This window comes from Halorhodospira sp. M38 (assembly GCF_022227985.1).
Taxonomy (GTDB): domain Bacteria; phylum Pseudomonadota; class Gammaproteobacteria; order Nitrococcales; family Halorhodospiraceae; genus Halorhodospira; species Halorhodospira halophila_A.
Window position 1 is genome coordinate 21,866 of sequence record NZ_JAJNQP010000012.1, and the last position, 14,729, is coordinate 36,594.

The 14,729-nt window shown below is 68.3% G+C and carries 16 protein-coding genes and 1 tRNA gene; 16 read left to right on the plus strand and 1 reads right to left on the minus strand.

Annotation, left to right across the window (positions count from 1 at the left end; genetic code table 11):
* The first annotated feature begins 38 nt into the window (after positions 1 to 38).
* From ftsZ to LRA98_RS08455, 11 genes are all read left to right on the plus strand, one after another.
* Positions 39 to 1,199 carry a cell division protein FtsZ gene (gene ftsZ / locus LRA98_RS08405; protein ID WP_201172434.1) on the plus strand — a complete coding sequence of 387 codons (1,161 nt, stop codon included), beginning with the start codon at positions 39 to 41 and terminating at the stop codon, positions 1,197 to 1,199.
* A gap of 160 nt (positions 1,200 to 1,359) precedes the next feature.
* On the plus strand, positions 1,360 to 2,262 hold the full coding sequence (gene lpxC / locus LRA98_RS08410) for a UDP-3-O-acyl-N-acetylglucosamine deacetylase (protein ID WP_011814870.1): 903 nt from the start codon (positions 1,360 to 1,362) through the stop codon (positions 2,260 to 2,262).
* 68 nt (positions 2,263 to 2,330) lie between these two features.
* Positions 2,331 to 3,011, plus strand: a complete 681-nt coding sequence (locus LRA98_RS08415; protein ID WP_238633881.1) for a phosphoglycolate phosphatase — start codon at positions 2,331 to 2,333, stop codon at positions 3,009 to 3,011.
* Between the two features lie 4 nt (positions 3,012 to 3,015).
* The gene (trpE, locus tag LRA98_RS08420) at positions 3,016 to 4,491 is read left to right on the plus strand and encodes an anthranilate synthase component I (protein ID WP_201172428.1); all 1,476 of its coding nucleotides are present in this window, start codon (positions 3,016 to 3,018) and stop codon (positions 4,489 to 4,491) included.
* The gene (locus tag LRA98_RS08425) at positions 4,488 to 5,081 is read left to right on the plus strand and encodes an anthranilate synthase component II (protein ID WP_201172425.1); all 594 of its coding nucleotides are present in this window, start codon (positions 4,488 to 4,490) and stop codon (positions 5,079 to 5,081) included. The genes trpE and LRA98_RS08425 overlap by 4 nt, the downstream gene beginning before the upstream one ends.
* A gap of 45 nt (positions 5,082 to 5,126) precedes the next feature.
* The gene (trpD, locus tag LRA98_RS08430; RefSeq protein ID WP_238633883.1) at positions 5,127 to 6,155 is read left to right on the plus strand and encodes an anthranilate phosphoribosyltransferase; all 1,029 of its coding nucleotides are present in this window, start codon (positions 5,127 to 5,129) and stop codon (positions 6,153 to 6,155) included.
* Complete coding sequence (gene trpC / locus LRA98_RS08435) at positions 6,152 to 6,970, plus strand: indole-3-glycerol phosphate synthase TrpC (RefSeq protein ID WP_201172419.1); 819 nt, start codon at positions 6,152 to 6,154, stop codon at positions 6,968 to 6,970. The genes trpD and trpC overlap by 4 nt, the downstream gene beginning before the upstream one ends.
* 156 nt (positions 6,971 to 7,126) lie before the next feature.
* A complete protein-coding gene (speD, locus tag LRA98_RS08440; protein WP_041595177.1) occupies positions 7,127 to 7,945 on the plus strand; it encodes an adenosylmethionine decarboxylase in 819 nt (272 codons plus the stop codon).
* An 87-nt stretch (positions 7,946 to 8,032) separates the two neighbouring features.
* Positions 8,033 to 8,461 carry a 50S ribosomal protein L13 gene (rplM, locus tag LRA98_RS08445; RefSeq protein WP_011814863.1) on the plus strand — a complete coding sequence of 143 codons (429 nt, stop codon included), beginning with the start codon at positions 8,033 to 8,035 and terminating at the stop codon, positions 8,459 to 8,461.
* Between the two features lie 26 nt (positions 8,462 to 8,487).
* Positions 8,488 to 8,880 carry a 30S ribosomal protein S9 gene (gene rpsI, locus LRA98_RS08450; RefSeq protein WP_201172401.1) on the plus strand — a complete coding sequence of 131 codons (393 nt, stop codon included), beginning with the start codon at positions 8,488 to 8,490 and terminating at the stop codon, positions 8,878 to 8,880.
* Between the two features lie 24 nt (positions 8,881 to 8,904).
* Positions 8,905 to 8,978 (plus strand) — tRNA-Gln (locus tag LRA98_RS08455).
* 92 nt (positions 8,979 to 9,070) lie between these two features.
* On the opposite strand, the gene LRA98_RS08460 is transcribed toward LRA98_RS08455, so the two are convergent.
* Complete coding sequence (locus tag LRA98_RS08460) at positions 9,071 to 9,868, minus strand: class I SAM-dependent methyltransferase (protein ID WP_238633884.1); 798 nt, start codon at positions 9,866 to 9,868, stop codon at positions 9,071 to 9,073.
* A gap of 62 nt (positions 9,869 to 9,930) precedes the next feature.
* Here LRA98_RS08460 and LRA98_RS08465 point away from each other — a divergent pair, with 62 nt between their 5' ends.
* The 5 genes from LRA98_RS08465 to LRA98_RS08485 all read left to right on the plus strand — a co-directional run bounded on the left by LRA98_RS08465 (position 9,931) and on the right by LRA98_RS08485 (position 14,645).
* Positions 9,931 to 11,736 carry a PHA/PHB synthase family protein gene (locus tag LRA98_RS08465; RefSeq protein ID WP_238633885.1) on the plus strand — a complete coding sequence of 602 codons (1,806 nt, stop codon included), beginning with the start codon at positions 9,931 to 9,933 and terminating at the stop codon, positions 11,734 to 11,736.
* Between the two features lie 89 nt (positions 11,737 to 11,825).
* Complete coding sequence (locus LRA98_RS08470; RefSeq protein WP_201172393.1) at positions 11,826 to 12,062, plus strand: hypothetical protein; 237 nt, start codon at positions 11,826 to 11,828, stop codon at positions 12,060 to 12,062.
* A gap of 45 nt (positions 12,063 to 12,107) precedes the next feature.
* Positions 12,108 to 12,599, plus strand: a complete 492-nt coding sequence (gene purE, locus LRA98_RS08475) for a 5-(carboxyamino)imidazole ribonucleotide mutase (RefSeq protein WP_201172390.1) — start codon at positions 12,108 to 12,110, stop codon at positions 12,597 to 12,599.
* Positions 12,596 to 13,750, plus strand: a complete 1,155-nt coding sequence (locus tag LRA98_RS08480; protein ID WP_238633886.1) for a 5-(carboxyamino)imidazole ribonucleotide synthase — start codon at positions 12,596 to 12,598, stop codon at positions 13,748 to 13,750. The genes purE and LRA98_RS08480 overlap by 4 nt, the downstream gene beginning before the upstream one ends.
* A complete protein-coding gene (locus tag LRA98_RS08485; protein WP_201172376.1) occupies positions 13,737 to 14,645 on the plus strand; it encodes a recombination-associated protein RdgC in 909 nt (302 codons plus the stop codon). Before LRA98_RS08480 ends, LRA98_RS08485 begins: the two co-directional genes overlap by 14 nt.
* Positions 14,646 to 14,729: the final 84 nt, after the last annotated feature.

Below are 14,729 nucleotides of genomic sequence, written 5' to 3' on the forward strand. Positions count from 1 at the left end.
AATCGCTAGCGTCCGCGACGCTTGAGGAGGGCAGCATCATGTTTGATCTGATGGATACCGCCAATCAGAACGCGGTCATCAAGGTGATCGGAGTCGGCGGCGGCGGTGGCAACGCCGTCCAGCACATGGTTGAGAGCGAGATCGAGGGCGTGGAGTTCATCTACGCCAACACCGACGCCCAGGCCCTGGCCAATACCCGCGCCGGGGTGACGGTGCAGCTCGGTTCCGGCATCACCAAGGGCCTGGGGGCCGGGGCTGATCCGACCACCGGCCGGCAGGCGGCCGAGGAGTCCCGTGACCGCCTTCAGGAAGTGCTCGACGGGGCGGACATGGTCTTCATCACCGCCGGCATGGGCGGTGGCACGGGCACGGGGGCGGCCCCGGTGGTGGCCGAGGTCGCCCGCGAGATGGGCATCCTCGCCGTGGCGGTGGTGACCAAGCCGTTCCCGTTCGAGGGCAACAAGCGCATGGGCGTGGCCCAGGAGGGCATCAAGGAGCTGGAGAATAGCGTCGATTCGCTGATCACCATCCCCAATGAGCGGCTTCTGCCGGTGCTCGGCAAGAACCTGACCCTGATCGACGCCTTCAAGTCGGCCAACGACGTGCTCCATGGCGCGGTGCGCGGTATTGCTGAGCTGATCACCCGTCCGGGCCTGATCAACGTCGACTTTGCCGACGTGCGCACCGTGATGTCCGAGATGGGCATGGCGGTGATGGGCAACGGCGTGGCCTCGGGCGAGGGGCGTGCCCGCGAGGCGGCCGACCGGGCCATCGCCTGCCCGCTGCTCGAGGACTTCAACCTGGCCGGCGCCAACGGTGTTCTGGTCAACGTCACCGGTGGCTACAACCTCTCCATCGGCGAGTTCGACGAGGTCGGCAACGCCGTGCGCGAGTACGCCTCCGACGAGGCGACCGTGGTGGTCGGTGCCGTGATCGACCCCGAACTGGAGGACGAGCTGCGCGTGACGGTGGTGGCCACCGGTCTGGGGCCGGCGGTTCAGTCCGCTGAGGATGTGGCTCGCGTCGCCCAGCAGGCGCAGCCCGGTCCGCGAAAGCACACCGGCGAGGTCGACTACGCGCAGCTCGACCGGCCCACGGTGATCCGGCAGAACGCCGCCAACGAGCGCAAGGAGGCGGATACCGACGGCGACATGGAGTACCTGGATATCCCGGCGTTCCTGCGTCGCCAGGCCGACTGAGGCGCGGCGCGTTTTGTGCGCTGCAATATACTTTTTGGATTTGTTACACTAATATTTCGCGACGTCTCGCCGCTATAAACGGTGAAGGCGGTGTGTCCGGTCGCGCTGGTTGCGGCTGAGCACACATGTAGCCGCATGAGCAGTGGAGCCGAGTCGAGCCATGATCCGTCAACGCACCTTGAAGAACAGCATCCGCGCGACCGGCGTGGGCCTGCACACCGGCGAGAAGGTCTACCTGACCCTCCGCCCGGCTCCGGCCAATGCGGGCATCATATTCCGGCGGACGGATCTCGATCGCGAGATCAAGGCAACGGCCGCTGCGGTGGGCGACACCCGTCTCTCGACCTGCCTGGTCGAGGACGGGGTGCGCGTGTCCACCGTCGAGCACCTGCTCTCGGCGCTGGCCGGACTCGGGATCGACAACTGCTACGTTGATCTCTCCGCCGCCGAGGTACCGATTATGGACGGCAGTGCGGCGCCTTTTGTGTTCCTGGTCCGCTCTGCCGGGATCAAGGAGCAGGAGGCGCCGAAGCGCTTTGTGCGCATCCTGGAGCCGGTCCAGGTCGTCGACGGTGACAAGTGGGTGGCCTTCGAGCCCTTCGAGGGCTTCAAGGTCAGCTTCACCATCGACTTCGACCATCCGGTCTTCCTCGATCAGCACGCCCGGGCCGAGGTGGATTTCTCCTCGACCTCGTTCATCAAGGAGGTCAGCCGGGCGCGGACCTTCGGGTTCATGAAGGAGATCGAGGCGCTGCGGGCTTCCCGTCTGGCCCTGGGGGGCAGCCTGGACAACGCCATCGTGGTCGACGACTACCGGGTGCTGAACGAGGACGGGCTGCGCTACCGGGACGAATTCGTCAAGCACAAGATCCTCGACGCCATCGGCGACCTCTACCTGCTGGGCAGCAGCCTGATCGGCTCTTTCCACGGGCACAAGTCCGGGCACGCCCTCAACAACCGCCTCCTGCGCAAGCTCCTCGAGCACGAGCACGCCTGGGAGGAGGTGACCTTCGAGGAGCTCGACGAACTGCCCATTGCCTACGATCAGCCGGTGGTGGCCTGAGCGCCGCAGCAGCTTGCGGTCCGGGCCGGCCAGCCGGTAGGGTGTAGCTTTCTGCCTGAAAGCTGGCTATGGATCTCTCGCTGACTCGCGCGATTCTCTTCGATCTGGACGGGACGCTGGTGGATAGCGCCCCGGATCTGACCGCTGCCATCAACCAGGTTCTCACCGAGCGGGACCGGTCTCCGGTAACCGAGGAGCAGGTCCGTGGCTGGGTGGGCAACGGCGCCCGACGGCTGGTGGCGCGTGCCCTCACCGGCGAGGACGACGGTACCCCGCCCGACGAGGAACTGGACACCGCCCTGGAGCGCTTCTTCGAGTGCTACGGCGAGGCCGTTTACGTCCACAGTCGCCCCTTCCCCGGGGTTGTGGAGACCGTGCAGGCGCTGGCCCGGGCCGGCATGCGTCTGGCCGTGGTCACCAACAAGCCGCGGCGCTTCGCCGAGCCGATCCTCGAGGGCATGGGCGTGGCCGACGCCATCGATGTGGTCGTCGGCGGCGAGTGCACCGAGGCGCGCAAGCCCGATCCCGAGCCGCTGCGCCTGGCCATGGAGCGCCTGGGCGCGGCGTCGCGGACGGTGCTGATGGTCGGCGACTCGCGCACCGATGTCGAAGCGGCGCACAACGCCGGCATCCCGGTGGTCTGCGTGCCCTACGGCTATCGCCGCAGCGTCGCGCCGGAGGATCTGGGGGCCGACGCCATCGTCGATGACCTCAGCGGCGTGGTCACGCTGCTTCGCGGGGCGGCCTGAGGCGATGAAAGAGCACGAATTCCACAGCCTCGCCGAGGCCGGCTACACCCGTATCCCCCTTATCCGGGAGGTGCTGGCCGATCTCGACACGCCGCTGTCCACCTATCTCAAGCTCGCCCGCGGGCCGCGCTCCTTCCTCTTTGAGTCGGTGGAAGGTGGTGAGAAGTGGGGGCGCTACTCCATCATCGGCCTGCCGGCCCGGACCGAGATCGCCGTCTACGGCCACCGGGTCGAGGTTCGCCGCGACGGCGCGTTGGTCGACGAGGAGCAGGTTCGCGATCCGCTCGCCTGGATCGAGGCCTACCAGCACCGCCACCGCGCCGCAACGCCCTCCGGATTCCCGCAGATGCCGCGTTTTCTCGGCGGGCTGGTGGGGTATTTCGGCTACGATACCGTGCGTTACGTCGAGCCGCGCCTGGCTGAGGGGGCCCCGGAAGACGCCCTGGGGCTGCCGGATATCTGCCTGGTGGAGGCCGAGGAGGTGGTGGTCTTCGACAACCTCGCTGGCCGGCTCTACCTGGTGGTCCACTGCGACCCGCGCGAGCCCGGCGCCTATGAGGCCGGGCTGGCCCGGCTCGACGAGCTCGCCGCGCGGCTGGCCGAGCCCGTGCAGCGGCCCCCGTCCCGGGGGCGTGGTGTGGCGGCCGGCGAGCCCCGCTACAACTTCACCCAGGCCGGCTTCGAGGACGCGGTGGAGCGGATCCGCGAGTATATCGCTGCAGGCGACGTGATGCAGGTGGTTCCCTCGCAGCGCATGAGCATGCCGTTCAGCGCCGAGCCGCTCGATCTCTACCGGGCGTTGCGTTGCACCAATCCGTCGCCTTACATGTATTTCCTCGATCTGGGTGCGTGCCAGGTGGTCGGATCCTCGCCGGAGATCCTGGTCCGCCTCGAGGATGGCGAGGTGGCCGTGCGTCCCATCGCCGGGACCCGCAAGCGCGGGGCCACCGAAGCCCGCGACCGGGAGCTGGAGCAGGAACTGGTCTCGGACCCTAAGGAGATCGCCGAGCACGTGATGCTCATCGACCTCGGGCGCAACGACGTCGGCCGGGTGGCCGAGACCGGCACCGTGCGCCTGACCGAGCGCATGGTGGTGGAGCGCTACTCCCAGGTCATGCACATCGTCTCTAACGTGGTTGGCCGGCTGCGTCCCGGGCTCGGCCCCATGGACGTGCTGCGGGCCACGTTCCCCGCCGGGACAGTCTCCGGCGCGCCGAAGATCCGCGCCATGGAGATCATCGACGAGGTCGAGCCGGTCAAGCGGGGCGTTTACGCCGGGGCCGTCGGCTATCTGTCCTGGTCGGGCAATATGGATACCGCCATCGCCATCCGCACGGCGGTGGTCCACGATGGCCAGGTCCATGTCCAGGCGGGCGCCGGGGTGGTCGCCGACTCGGTCCCCGAGCTGGAGTGGAAAGAGACCCTGAACAAGGGCCGGGCGTTGCTGCGCGCCGTCGAGATGGCCGAGGCTGGCTTATGATCCTGATGATCGACAACTACGACTCGTTCACCTGGAACCTGGTCCAGTACCTGGGTGAGCTGGGTGCCCGGGTCGAGGTGGTGCGCAACGACGAGATCAGTGCCGATGAGGTGCGCCGCTTGCGTCCGGAGCGCATCGTGATCTCGCCAGGGCCCTGCACGCCCAACGAGGCCGGCGTGTCGCTTGAGGTGGTCCGCTGCCTGGCCGGCGAGGTGCCCATCCTCGGCGTCTGTCTCGGGCACCAGACCATCGGGCAGGTGTTCGGTGGCCGCGTGGTCCGGGCCCGCGAGGTCATGCACGGCAAGACGTCCGCGGTGCGTCACCGCGGCCAGGGAGTCTTCGCCGGCCTCCCCGAGCCGCTGGAGGCCACCCGCTACCACTCGCTGATCGTCGAGCGCGAAAGCCTCCCTGAGGAGCTGGAGATCACCGCCTGGACCGAGGGGGCCCACGGCGCCGTCGACGAGATCATGGGTCTGCGCCATCGCCGTCTCCCGGTCGAGGGGGTGCAGTTCCACCCGGAATCGATCCTCACATCGTCCGGCCACGATCTGCTACGCAACTTCCTCGAGCAGCCCCGCGCCGTCGCCTGAACCCTGCCCCTAGTACCCTGAACCATCAAAAAACCGAGGCACCCCATGGACCTAACCGCCGCCCTTCGTCGAATCACGGAAAACCAGGACCTCAGCCCCGATGAGATGACCGCGGTCTTCCGCACGATCATGACCGGTGGGGCCACGCCGGCGCAGATCGGTGGCTTCCTCATCGGCATGCGCCTGAAGGGGGAGACGGTCCAGGAGATGGCCGCTGCTGCCTCGGTCATGCGCGAGCTCGCCGAGCGGGTCGATGTCGGCGACGACTTCCACCGCCTGGTGGACACCTGCGGCACCGGCGGTGATGCCAGCGGCACCTTGAACGTCTCCACCGCCGCCGCCTTCGTCACCGCCGCCGGGGGCATCCCGGTGGCCAAGCACGGTAACCGCTCGGTCTCCGGGCGCAGTGGCAGTGCCGATCTGCTCGAGGCCTGCGGCGCCACGCTGGAGCTCAGCAGCGAGGCGGTGGCCGAGTGCATCCGCCGGGTCAACGTCGGTTTCCTCTTTGCCCCGCTGCACCACAGCGCCATGAAGCACGCCGTGGGGCCGCGCAAGGAACTCGGTGTGCGCACCCTGTTCAACCTGGTCGGCCCCCTGTCCAACCCGGCCGGGGCGCGGCGCCAGCTGCTCGGGGTGTTCGGCCAGGAGTGGGTGCGCCCGGTGGCCGAGGTGCTCCAGGCCCTGGGCAGCGACCACGTGCTGGTGGTCCACGCCGAGGACGGGCTGGACGAGATCAGCATCGCCGCCCCGACGCGGATCGCCGAGCTGCGCAACGGGCAGATCGAGGAGTACACCGTCACGCCGGAGGATCTGGGGCTGCGCAGCGCGCCGCTCAATGAGGTCACCATTTCCGGCACCAAGGACAGCCTGGCGATGATCCGTGCCGCTTTCGCCGGCGAGCGCATTGCCGCCATGGAGCTCATCGCCGCCAACGCCGGTGCCGCGCTCTATGTCGGCGGTGAGGCGCCCGATCTGCGTCGTGGTGTGGAGCGGGCTCGGGAACTCATGACCTCCGGGGCCGCCGCCCAGACCCTGGAGCGCTTCGTGGCGACGACCCGGGAGCTCGCCCAATGAGCGCCACCGGGACGCCGGATATCCTGCGCCGCATCCTGCGCCGCAAGGCCGAGGAGGTGGTCGAGCGCGCCGAGGCCCGATCGCTGCGCGAGTTGTCGGCCGCCGCTGCCGACCTGGCGCCGACCCGCGGGTTCTGCGATGCCCTGCTGCAGCGGGTTGAGGCCGGCGGCGCCGGGGTCATCGCCGAGATCAAGCGCGCCTCGCCCAGCCGTGGCGTGATCCGCGACGACTTCCGGCCGGCGGCCATCGCCGCCGACTACCAGCGTCACGGTGCCGCCTGCCTGTCGGTGCTGACCGACCGCGACTTCTTCCAGGGCGATGACGCCCATCTGCAGGAGGCCCGCGAGGCCGTCACCGTGCCGGTGCTCCGCAAGGACTTCACCGTCGATGCCTATCAGGTCTACGAGGCGCGTGTCCTCGGGGCGGACTGCATCCTGCTTATCGCCGCGGCGCTGGGTGATGCGCAGCTGGCAGAGCTGCACGCCCTGGCGGTGGAACTGGGCATGGATGTGCTCATCGAGGTCCACGACGCCGAGGAGTTGGCCCGGGTCGCACCGCTGGGGCCGGCGCTGGTCGGCGTGAACAACCGGGACCTGCGGACCTTCCATACCGATCTGGCAACCAGCGAGGCGCTGGCCGGGGCGATGCCCTCCGGTGCCCTGGCAGTGACCGAGAGCGGCATCCATACCGCCGGGGATGTGGCCCGTATGCGCGCGGCCGGCATCCACGCCTTCCTGGTCGGCGAGGCGTTCATGTCCGCGGAGAGCCCGGGGGAACGGCTCGCCGAGCTCTTCGGCGGCCCCGCTGGGGCGTGACCGGCGGGGTGGCCGTGGGCCGCGCGGCGGGTGTTCCACGGAACGTCGGCCGCGGAGCTACTGTCCATTACAACGGTGGCGTTATCGCCAGATTTGTGCATAATTCCCTGCTTCCTTGAGCGCACACTTCCCACCGGCGACGGGAGGGCCCAGGCGTTGGTCGATTACACCCGCATCCGGCTCCACGGCTTCAACAATCTGACCAAGTCGTTGAGCTTCAACATCTACGACGTTTGCTACGCCAAGACCGAGGCGCAGCGGCGGGCGTATATCGAATATATCGACGAAGAGTACAACGCCGAACGGCTGACCGAGATCCTGACCAACGTCGCCGAGATCATCGGCGCCAATGTGCTCAACGTCGCGCGCCAGGACTATGACCCCCAGGGGGCCAGCGTGACCATCCTCATCTCCGAGGGTCCGGTGTCGCCCGAGGAGGCCGAGGAGAGCGCCGAGGCGCGGCCCGGGCCGCTGCCCGACGATGTCGTTGCCCACCTGGACAAGTCGCACATCACCGTGCACACCTACCCGGAGATGCATCCGGACAAGGGTGTGAGCACTTTCCGGGCGGACATCGATGTCTCCACTTGCGGCGTGATCTCGCCGTTGACGGCGCTCAACTACCTGATCCACTCGTTCGACTCGGACATCGTGACGATGGACTACCGCGTGCGCGGCTTCACCCGCGACGTGGAGGGGCACAAGCACTTCATCGATCACGAGATCAACTCGATCCAGAACTACCTCTCCGAGGACACCAAGGAGCGCTACCAGACCCTGGACGTGAACGTCTACCAGGAGAACATCTTCCACACGAAGATGATCCTGCGCGAGTTCGACCTGGATAATTACCTCTTCGGCGAGTCGAGTGCCGACCTTGACGAGGAAGAGGCGAACACGATCCGCAGGCATCTGCGCCGGGAGATGATGGAGATCTTCGCCGGGCGCAACCTGCCGGCCAACCAAGAAGTCTGAGCCGCCGCGGACGGCGGGGGCAGTGGCGGTTGCCAGTACCGCCGCCTTCCGTTATTATGCGCGGTCTTCGACGGAGAGAGCGAAGCGATGAAGACGTATAGCGCCAAGCCCGCAGAGGTTCAACGCGACTGGTACCTGGTCGACGCCACCGACAAGACGCTCGGGCGGCTGGCCAGCGAGGTCGCGCATCGCCTGCGCGGCAAGCACAAGCCGGTCTTTACTCCGCACGTCGACGCGGGCGATTATATTGTCGTGATCAACGCCGACAAGATTCGCCTGACCGGGCGGAAAGAGCGGGACAAGCAGTATTTCTGGCACACCGGTTTCCCGGGCGGCATCAAGAGCCGGTCCGTGGCCGAAGTGCGTGAACGTCATCCGGAGCGCCTGATCGAGAGCGCGGTGCGCGGGATGATGCCGAAGAACCGGCTGGGCCGGGCCATGCTCAAGAAGCTCAAGGTCTACGCCGGGAACGAGCACCGTCATCACGCTCAGCAGCCGCAGCCGCTGGAGCTCTGAGGCTACAATCGGGAACGATCAAGACCATGGCGAATCAGCAGTATTACGGAACCGGACGCCGCAAGACCTCTGCCGCGCGGGTGTTCATGACCCCGGGTAACGGCAATATCACCGTTAACGGTCGCCCGCTCGACGAGTACTTCGGGCGCGAGACCGGGCGGATGATCGTGCGCCAGGCGCTGGATCAGGTGGACGCCGCGGACAAGTTCGACATCAAGGCGACCGTCTCGGGCGGCGGGTCCAGCGGGCAGGCCGGTGCGGTGCGCCACGGCATTGCCCGGGCGCTGGCGAACTACGACGCCGAGCTCAAGGCGCCGCTGCGGCGTGCTGGTTTCATCACCCGCGATGCGCGCATGGTCGAGCGGAAGAAGATCGGCCTGCACAAGGCCCGTCGCGCGACGCAGTTCTCCAAGCGTTAACGCGGCGAAAGCAGCAGTTCCTGCTGGGGGATCGTCTAGCGGTAGGACTACGGACTCTGACTCCGTCAGCGGTGGTTCGAATCCACCTCCCCCAGCCATCTATACGGCCTATGCCCCGCGCCAGCGGACACCCTCGGGTGCCGCTGGCGCTTTCGTTCGGCCTCCCTTCCTCTCGACGCCGCCGTATATCCTAGCCCCGCTCGTAGATGTCGAAACGCACCGCCCGGCCGGATACCGCCCGGCTTGGCGGTGGGCCGGACACCGGGGCCGCGCGCTGCGGACGCTTGACCACCACCCGGCGGGTGGCGTGGGCCAGCGCCGCGGCCAGCAGGTCGGCTTCGGCCGGGGGCGGTGCGCTCGCGTGCAGGGCCCGCAGGACCTGCGCTGGGCGGCCGACGGCGCCGCGGGTGGCGCCGTCGGGGTACATCGGATCAACGTAGACCACCTCGCACGAGGCGGTGGGGAGCCGCCCCAGCACGTCGCGCAGATCCCCCGGTTGCAGGCGGATGCGCTCGGCCGTGGCGGCCAGCTGCGGCTCGGCGGCAGCCCGCTCGAGGGCGGCGGCGAGCAGGGCGGAGAGGACCGGGCTGCACTCGATCCAGGTCACCGAGGCGCCCAGAGCGGCGAGCACCCAGCCGTCCTGGCCGAGTCCGGCGGTGGCATCGACCACTGCCGTCTGCGGTCGTCTATGTAGCCCCACGGCGCGCGCCAACGGGTCGCGGCGGGGCGTGGAGCCGGCCACCCGGCGCTTCAGCTGCCGGTCCGCGAAGTCCACCGCCACCGGTCCGGGGGCGCGCCGGCCGAGCATCTGCAGCGCAGGCGGGTCGCCGGCGCGCAGCACCACCCCGGGGCCGGCGTCGGGGTGGGCGTCGAGCTGGGGCACGCCCAGGCGCTCGGCCCATGCGGCGGCGAGGGCATCGTCGCCGTCGGTCAGCACGCCGCGCAGCCCGGCATCGGTTGACGCATCGCAACGCAATCCTGCGTGCATTAGTATGTTCCTCCGGAGACAAGACACCCGCGGGGCACGTGGCCCCGATCGCGAGGAGCGGTATGGCACAAGAGAACGGCACCCGGAACCAGGACATCGATTACGAGGCGCTCTCCCGGTCGCTGACCGAGATTACCGCCAAGAGTCAGGAGCTGGTGCAGGAGTTCCTGCAGCAGGAGCAGTCGACGCACCACGTGGCCATGGAGGATGCCGCGCAGATGGCGCAGCTGTTCCAGCAGCTGAGCGCGCGGGTGATGGCCGATCCGGCCCGCCTGATGCAGGTGCAGATGTCCTTCTGGCAGGACTACATGAGCCTGATGCAGAACGTGGCCCTGCGCTTCTGGGGGCTGGAGTCCGAGCCGGTGGCGCAGCCGGCCAAGGGGGATCGGCGCTTTCAGCACCAGCACTGGGAGGATCACCCCTTCTTCGATTTCGTTAAGCAGTCCTACCTCCTGGCGGCGGATCACACCCACGCGGTGGTCCGGGACGTGGAAGGGCTCGATGATCAGACCAAGAAGAAGGTGGATTTCTACACCCGGGCGTTCATCGACGCCATGGCCCCGTCGAACTTCGTGGCCACCAACCCCGAGGTGCTCGAGAAGACCGTCGAGACCGGCGGCCAGAACCTGCTGCAGGGGCTGAGCAATCTGCTCGACGACCTCAAGCGGGGTCGTGGCCGGCTCGACATCAAGATGACCGACTACGACGCCTTCGAGGTCGGCACCAACCTCGCCACCACCCCGGGGCAGGTGGTCTACCAGAACGAACTCATGCAGCTCATCCAGTATGAGCCCACCACCGCCGAGGTCCACAAGCGGCCCCTGCTGCTGGTGCCGGCGTGGATCAACAAGTACTACATCATGGACCTCAATGACGAGAAGTCCATGGTCAAGTGGCTGGTGGCCCAGGGCCACACCGTGTTCATCATCAGCTGGCGCAACCCCGATGAGAGCCTGGCCGAGAAGCGCTTCGAGGACTACATGCTCGAGGGGCCGGTGGCGGCCATGGATGTGGTCCAGGAGATCACCGGCAGCGACGAGATGAACCTGGTTGGCTACTGCCTCGGCGGGACCCTGTCGGCTTGCACCCTGGCCTGGCTGGCGGCCCGCGGGGACCGGCGCATTCAGGCCGCGACCTTCCTGACCTGCATGCTCGACTTCGAGTACCCCGGTGAGCTGGAGGTCTTCCTCGACGAGGAGCAGATCGCCACGCTGGAGCGGCGCATGAGCCGGAAGGGCTATCTGGAGGGTCGGTACATGTCCACGACCTTCAACATGCTCCGCGCCAACGACCTGATCTGGTCGTTCTTCGTGAACAACTACCTCAAGGGCGATGAGCCGTTCCCCTTCGATCTGCTCTACTGGAACTCCGATTCCACCAACATGCCCGCCAAGATGCATAGCTTCTACCTGCGCAACATGTATCAGCGCAACCTGCTCAAGGAGCCGGGTGCCCTGGAGCTGGCGGGGGAGGCCATCGACCTGGGCCGGGTCGACATCCCGGCCTACTTCATGTCGGCCAAGGAGGACCACATCGCCCCCTGGAAGAGCACCATCCGTGGCCCGCGGCTGCTCTCCGGTCCCACCCGCTACGTGCTTGGCGGATCCGGCCACATCGCCGGCGTCATCAATCCGCCCCACAAGAACAAGTACGGCTACTGGACCAACACCGCCAAGACGGTGGATCAGGATGAGTGGCTGGCCGGGGCCGAGGCCCACGAGGGCTCATGGTGGAACGACTGGGGGCAGTGGCTGGCCGGCCACGGCGGCGAGAGCGTTGCTGCACGGAAGGTCGGGTCGAAAAAGCACGCCCCGATCGAGCCGGCACCGGGCTCCTACGTCCGCCACGGCGTGCTCTACGGCGACTGAAGCCATCTTCCGGGTCGGGCGGGCTGGTGTCGACGGCCGGCCCGGATTACACTTATGCACTGAGTCATACTTGCGGGCAGCGCGTTGCCATGGACGTGACCGCTTTCAATCCGGCGGGGATGCAGGCCATCCACCGCGCGGACGAGGGCCTGACCCGGACCGCCGCCCAGGTGGCCCGGGTTACAGCGCAGTCCGATCCTCGTTCCGAGGAGATGCACACGGCGGTCATCCAGTCGCTGAGCTACGAGCAGCAGGGACACGCCGGCGTCCGCGTCGTGCGGGCCGTCGACGAGATGACCGGCACGCTGCTCAATATCCGCTCCTGACCTCCCGCCCGTGCTACAATTTTCGCTTTTGCGAGTGGACCCGTTATGACCGACGCGCAGCCGTTAGTGGGCGTCGTGATGGGCAGCAGTTCCGATTGGGACACCCTCTCCGGCGCCGCCGAGGTGCTTCGTGACTTCGAGGTGCCCCATGAGGCCCGAGTGGTCTCTGCCCACCGAACCCCGCAACTGATGGCCGACTACGCCGCCGAGGCCGAAGAGCGCGGCCTGCGGGCGATCATAGCCGGCGCCGGCGGTGCCGCCCATCTGCCCGGCATGCTCGCCGCGCAGACCATCGTGCCGGTGCTCGGGGTGCCGGTGCAGTCGAAGGCCCTTAACGGCCTCGACTCGCTGCTGTCCATCGTCCAGATGCCGGCCGGCGTGCCCACCGCCACCTTCGCCATCGGCACCGCCGGCGCGCGTAATGCGGCGCTCTTTGCGGTGGCCATGCTCGCCCGCGAGGATCCGCGCTACGCCGACGCGCTCAAGGCCTTCCGCACCCAGCAGGCCGAGCGCGTCTATGGGGAGGAGCTCTCATGACCGTCGCCGCGCCGATCTTGCCGGGAGCGGCCATCGGCATCCTCGGTGCCGGCCAGCTCGGCCGCATGCTCGCCGTGGCCGCGCGGCGTTCCGGCTACCGGGTCCACGTCATCGCCCCCGGCGCCGGGCAGGCCCCGGCCGGGCAAGTGGCCGATGTCGTGCACGACGCCGAGCCCACGGCGGAGCTGCTGCGCAGCCTGGCTGGCGAACTGAGCGTGCTGACCTACGAGTTCGAGAATCTGCCCCGGGGGGCCGTCGAGGCCGCCGCGGAGTGCCTACCGGTGCGGCCGTCCCCCCACGCCCTCGCGACGACGCAGAACCGCGCCCTGGAGAAGACCTTCCTGCGCCAGCACGGCCTGCCCACGGTCCCCTTCGAGTCCGTCTGCGGGGCCGCGGAGGCGGCCGCTGCCGTGGAACGTCTCGGTGCCCCGGCGGTGATCAAGAGCGCCGGGCTGGGCTACGACGGCAAGGGCCAGGCGGGGGTAGATAGCGTCGAGGCCGTGGCCGCTGCATGGCCGGCCATCGGTGCCGAGGAGGCGGTGGTCGAGGCGCGTATCGATCTGGCCATGGAGGTCTCGGTGGTGGCCGCCCGCGGCGTGGATGGCCGTTTTGTCCACTACGGGGTGACCGAGAATCGCCACCGGGACCACATCCTCGATCTGTCGGTCAGCGATGCCGACCTCGACCCGGCGTTGTGTCAGCAGGCCGTGGAGATCGCCCGGTTGGTGGGAGAGGGGCTCGACGCCGTCGGCACCTACTGCGTCGAGTTCTTCATCGACGCCGGCGGACAGCTGATGGTCAACGAGATCGCCCCGCGGCCGCACAACTCCGGCCACCTGACCATCGAGGGGGCGGTCACCTCACAGTTCGACCAGCAGTTGCGTGCCATCTGCGGCTTGCCCCTGGGTAGCACCCGGCGGTTGACCCCGGCGGCCATGGTCAACCTGCTCGGCGATGTCTGGGATGCCGGCACCCCGCCCTGGGACGAGGTCTTCGCCGACCCGGCGGCCACCCTCCACCTCTACGGCAAGGGCGCGCCGAGCCCCGGCCGCAAGATGGGCCACATCACCGTGCTCGGCGACGACCGGCAGGAGGCCGCCGACCGAGCCCTGAAGCTGCGCAACCGACTGGCCCCCCATGTGGTTTCGTAACCTGATCCCCTACCGCCTGCGCGATGACGTCGCTTACGACCCCGAGACCGCCGACCAGCGCCTGGGTGCGCTCGCCTTCACGCCCTGCGGGGCACTGGAGCCGAGCCGCAGTGGGTTCGTACCGCCGCTCGGCCCCGGGGCGCCGCTGGTGCACGCCGCCGCCGGCAGCCTGCTCTTCTGTCTGCAGGAGGAGACGAAGCTGCTGCCCGCGGCGGTGATTCGCGAGGCTATGGACGAGCGCATCAGCGCCGTGGAGGCGGCCGAGCATCGCAAGGTGCGCAAGCGCGAGCGCGACCGCATCCGCGACGAGGTGGTCACCGACCTGATGCCGCGGGCATTCAGCCGCCACAAGCGGACCTGGGGCTACCTGGATACCGAGGCCGGCTACCTGGTGGTGGACGCCGGCTCCGAGAAACAGGCCGAGCACTTCGTCGAGCAGCTGCGCGAGGCGTGGGGGGATCTCACCCTCAGTCCGCCGGAGACCGAGATGGGGCCGGGGACCATCATGACCCGCTGGCTGGCGCAGCAGCAGTTGCCCGGTGACCTGGAGCTAGGCGAAGAGGCGGTGCTCGAGGACCCCAACGCCGAGGGTTGCGAGGTCCGCGTCAAGCGCCAAGACCTGACCTCCGACGAGATGCGTGCCCACATCGATGCCGGCAAGCGCGTTCGCCGGCTGGCGGTGACCTACAGCGAGCGGCTCAGCGCGGTGCTCGACACCGACTTGAGCCTGCGCCGCCTGAAATTCCACGACGTCATCCGCGAGCAGGCCGGCGACCGCGACCCGGAGAGCCAGGCCGAGCAGCTCGATGCCGACTTCTCGCTGATGACCCTTGAGCTGCGCACCCTGATCCCGCGCATGATGGAGTGGTTCGGCGGCGAGAAAGCCACCTCCTGATACCTGCCCCCAGGGGCGACCGACGATCACCGCCGGCGGGGGCGTGCTGGCGCCGGTGCCGACCTGGGGACGCTACCCGCCCAC

Excerpts from the sequence above, each read along its gene's own strand:
- trpD (WP_238633883.1), top strand. The coding sequence starts at position 5,127 with ATGGACCTAACCGCCGCCCTTCGTCGAATCACGGAAAACCAGGACCTC.
- rpsI (WP_201172401.1), top strand. The coding sequence starts at position 8,488 with ATGGCGAATCAGCAGTATTACGGAACCGGACGCCGCAAGACCTCTGCC.
- LRA98_RS08425 (WP_201172425.1), top strand. The coding sequence starts at position 4,488 with ATGATCCTGATGATCGACAACTACGACTCGTTCACCTGGAACCTGGTC.
- LRA98_RS08465 (WP_238633885.1), top strand. The coding sequence starts at position 9,931 with ATGGCACAAGAGAACGGCACCCGGAACCAGGACATCGATTACGAGGCG.
- LRA98_RS08460 (WP_238633884.1), bottom strand. The coding sequence starts at position 9,868 with ATGCACGCAGGATTGCGTTGCGATGCGTCAACCGATGCCGGGCTGCGC.
- LRA98_RS08415 (WP_238633881.1), top strand. The coding sequence starts at position 2,331 with ATGGATCTCTCGCTGACTCGCGCGATTCTCTTCGATCTGGACGGGACG.
- trpC (WP_201172419.1), top strand. The coding sequence starts at position 6,152 with ATGAGCGCCACCGGGACGCCGGATATCCTGCGCCGCATCCTGCGCCGC.
- lpxC (WP_011814870.1), top strand. The coding sequence starts at position 1,360 with ATGATCCGTCAACGCACCTTGAAGAACAGCATCCGCGCGACCGGCGTG.
- LRA98_RS08470 (WP_201172393.1), top strand. The coding sequence starts at position 11,826 with ATGGACGTGACCGCTTTCAATCCGGCGGGGATGCAGGCCATCCACCGC.
- trpE (WP_201172428.1), top strand. The coding sequence starts at position 3,016 with ATGAAAGAGCACGAATTCCACAGCCTCGCCGAGGCCGGCTACACCCGT.
- LRA98_RS08485 (WP_201172376.1), top strand. The coding sequence starts at position 13,737 with ATGTGGTTTCGTAACCTGATCCCCTACCGCCTGCGCGATGACGTCGCT.
- LRA98_RS08480 (WP_238633886.1), top strand. The coding sequence starts at position 12,596 with ATGACCGTCGCCGCGCCGATCTTGCCGGGAGCGGCCATCGGCATCCTC.
- ftsZ (WP_201172434.1), top strand. The coding sequence starts at position 39 with ATGTTTGATCTGATGGATACCGCCAATCAGAACGCGGTCATCAAGGTG.
- rplM (WP_011814863.1), top strand. The coding sequence starts at position 8,033 with ATGAAGACGTATAGCGCCAAGCCCGCAGAGGTTCAACGCGACTGGTAC.
- purE (WP_201172390.1), top strand. The coding sequence starts at position 12,108 with ATGACCGACGCGCAGCCGTTAGTGGGCGTCGTGATGGGCAGCAGTTCC.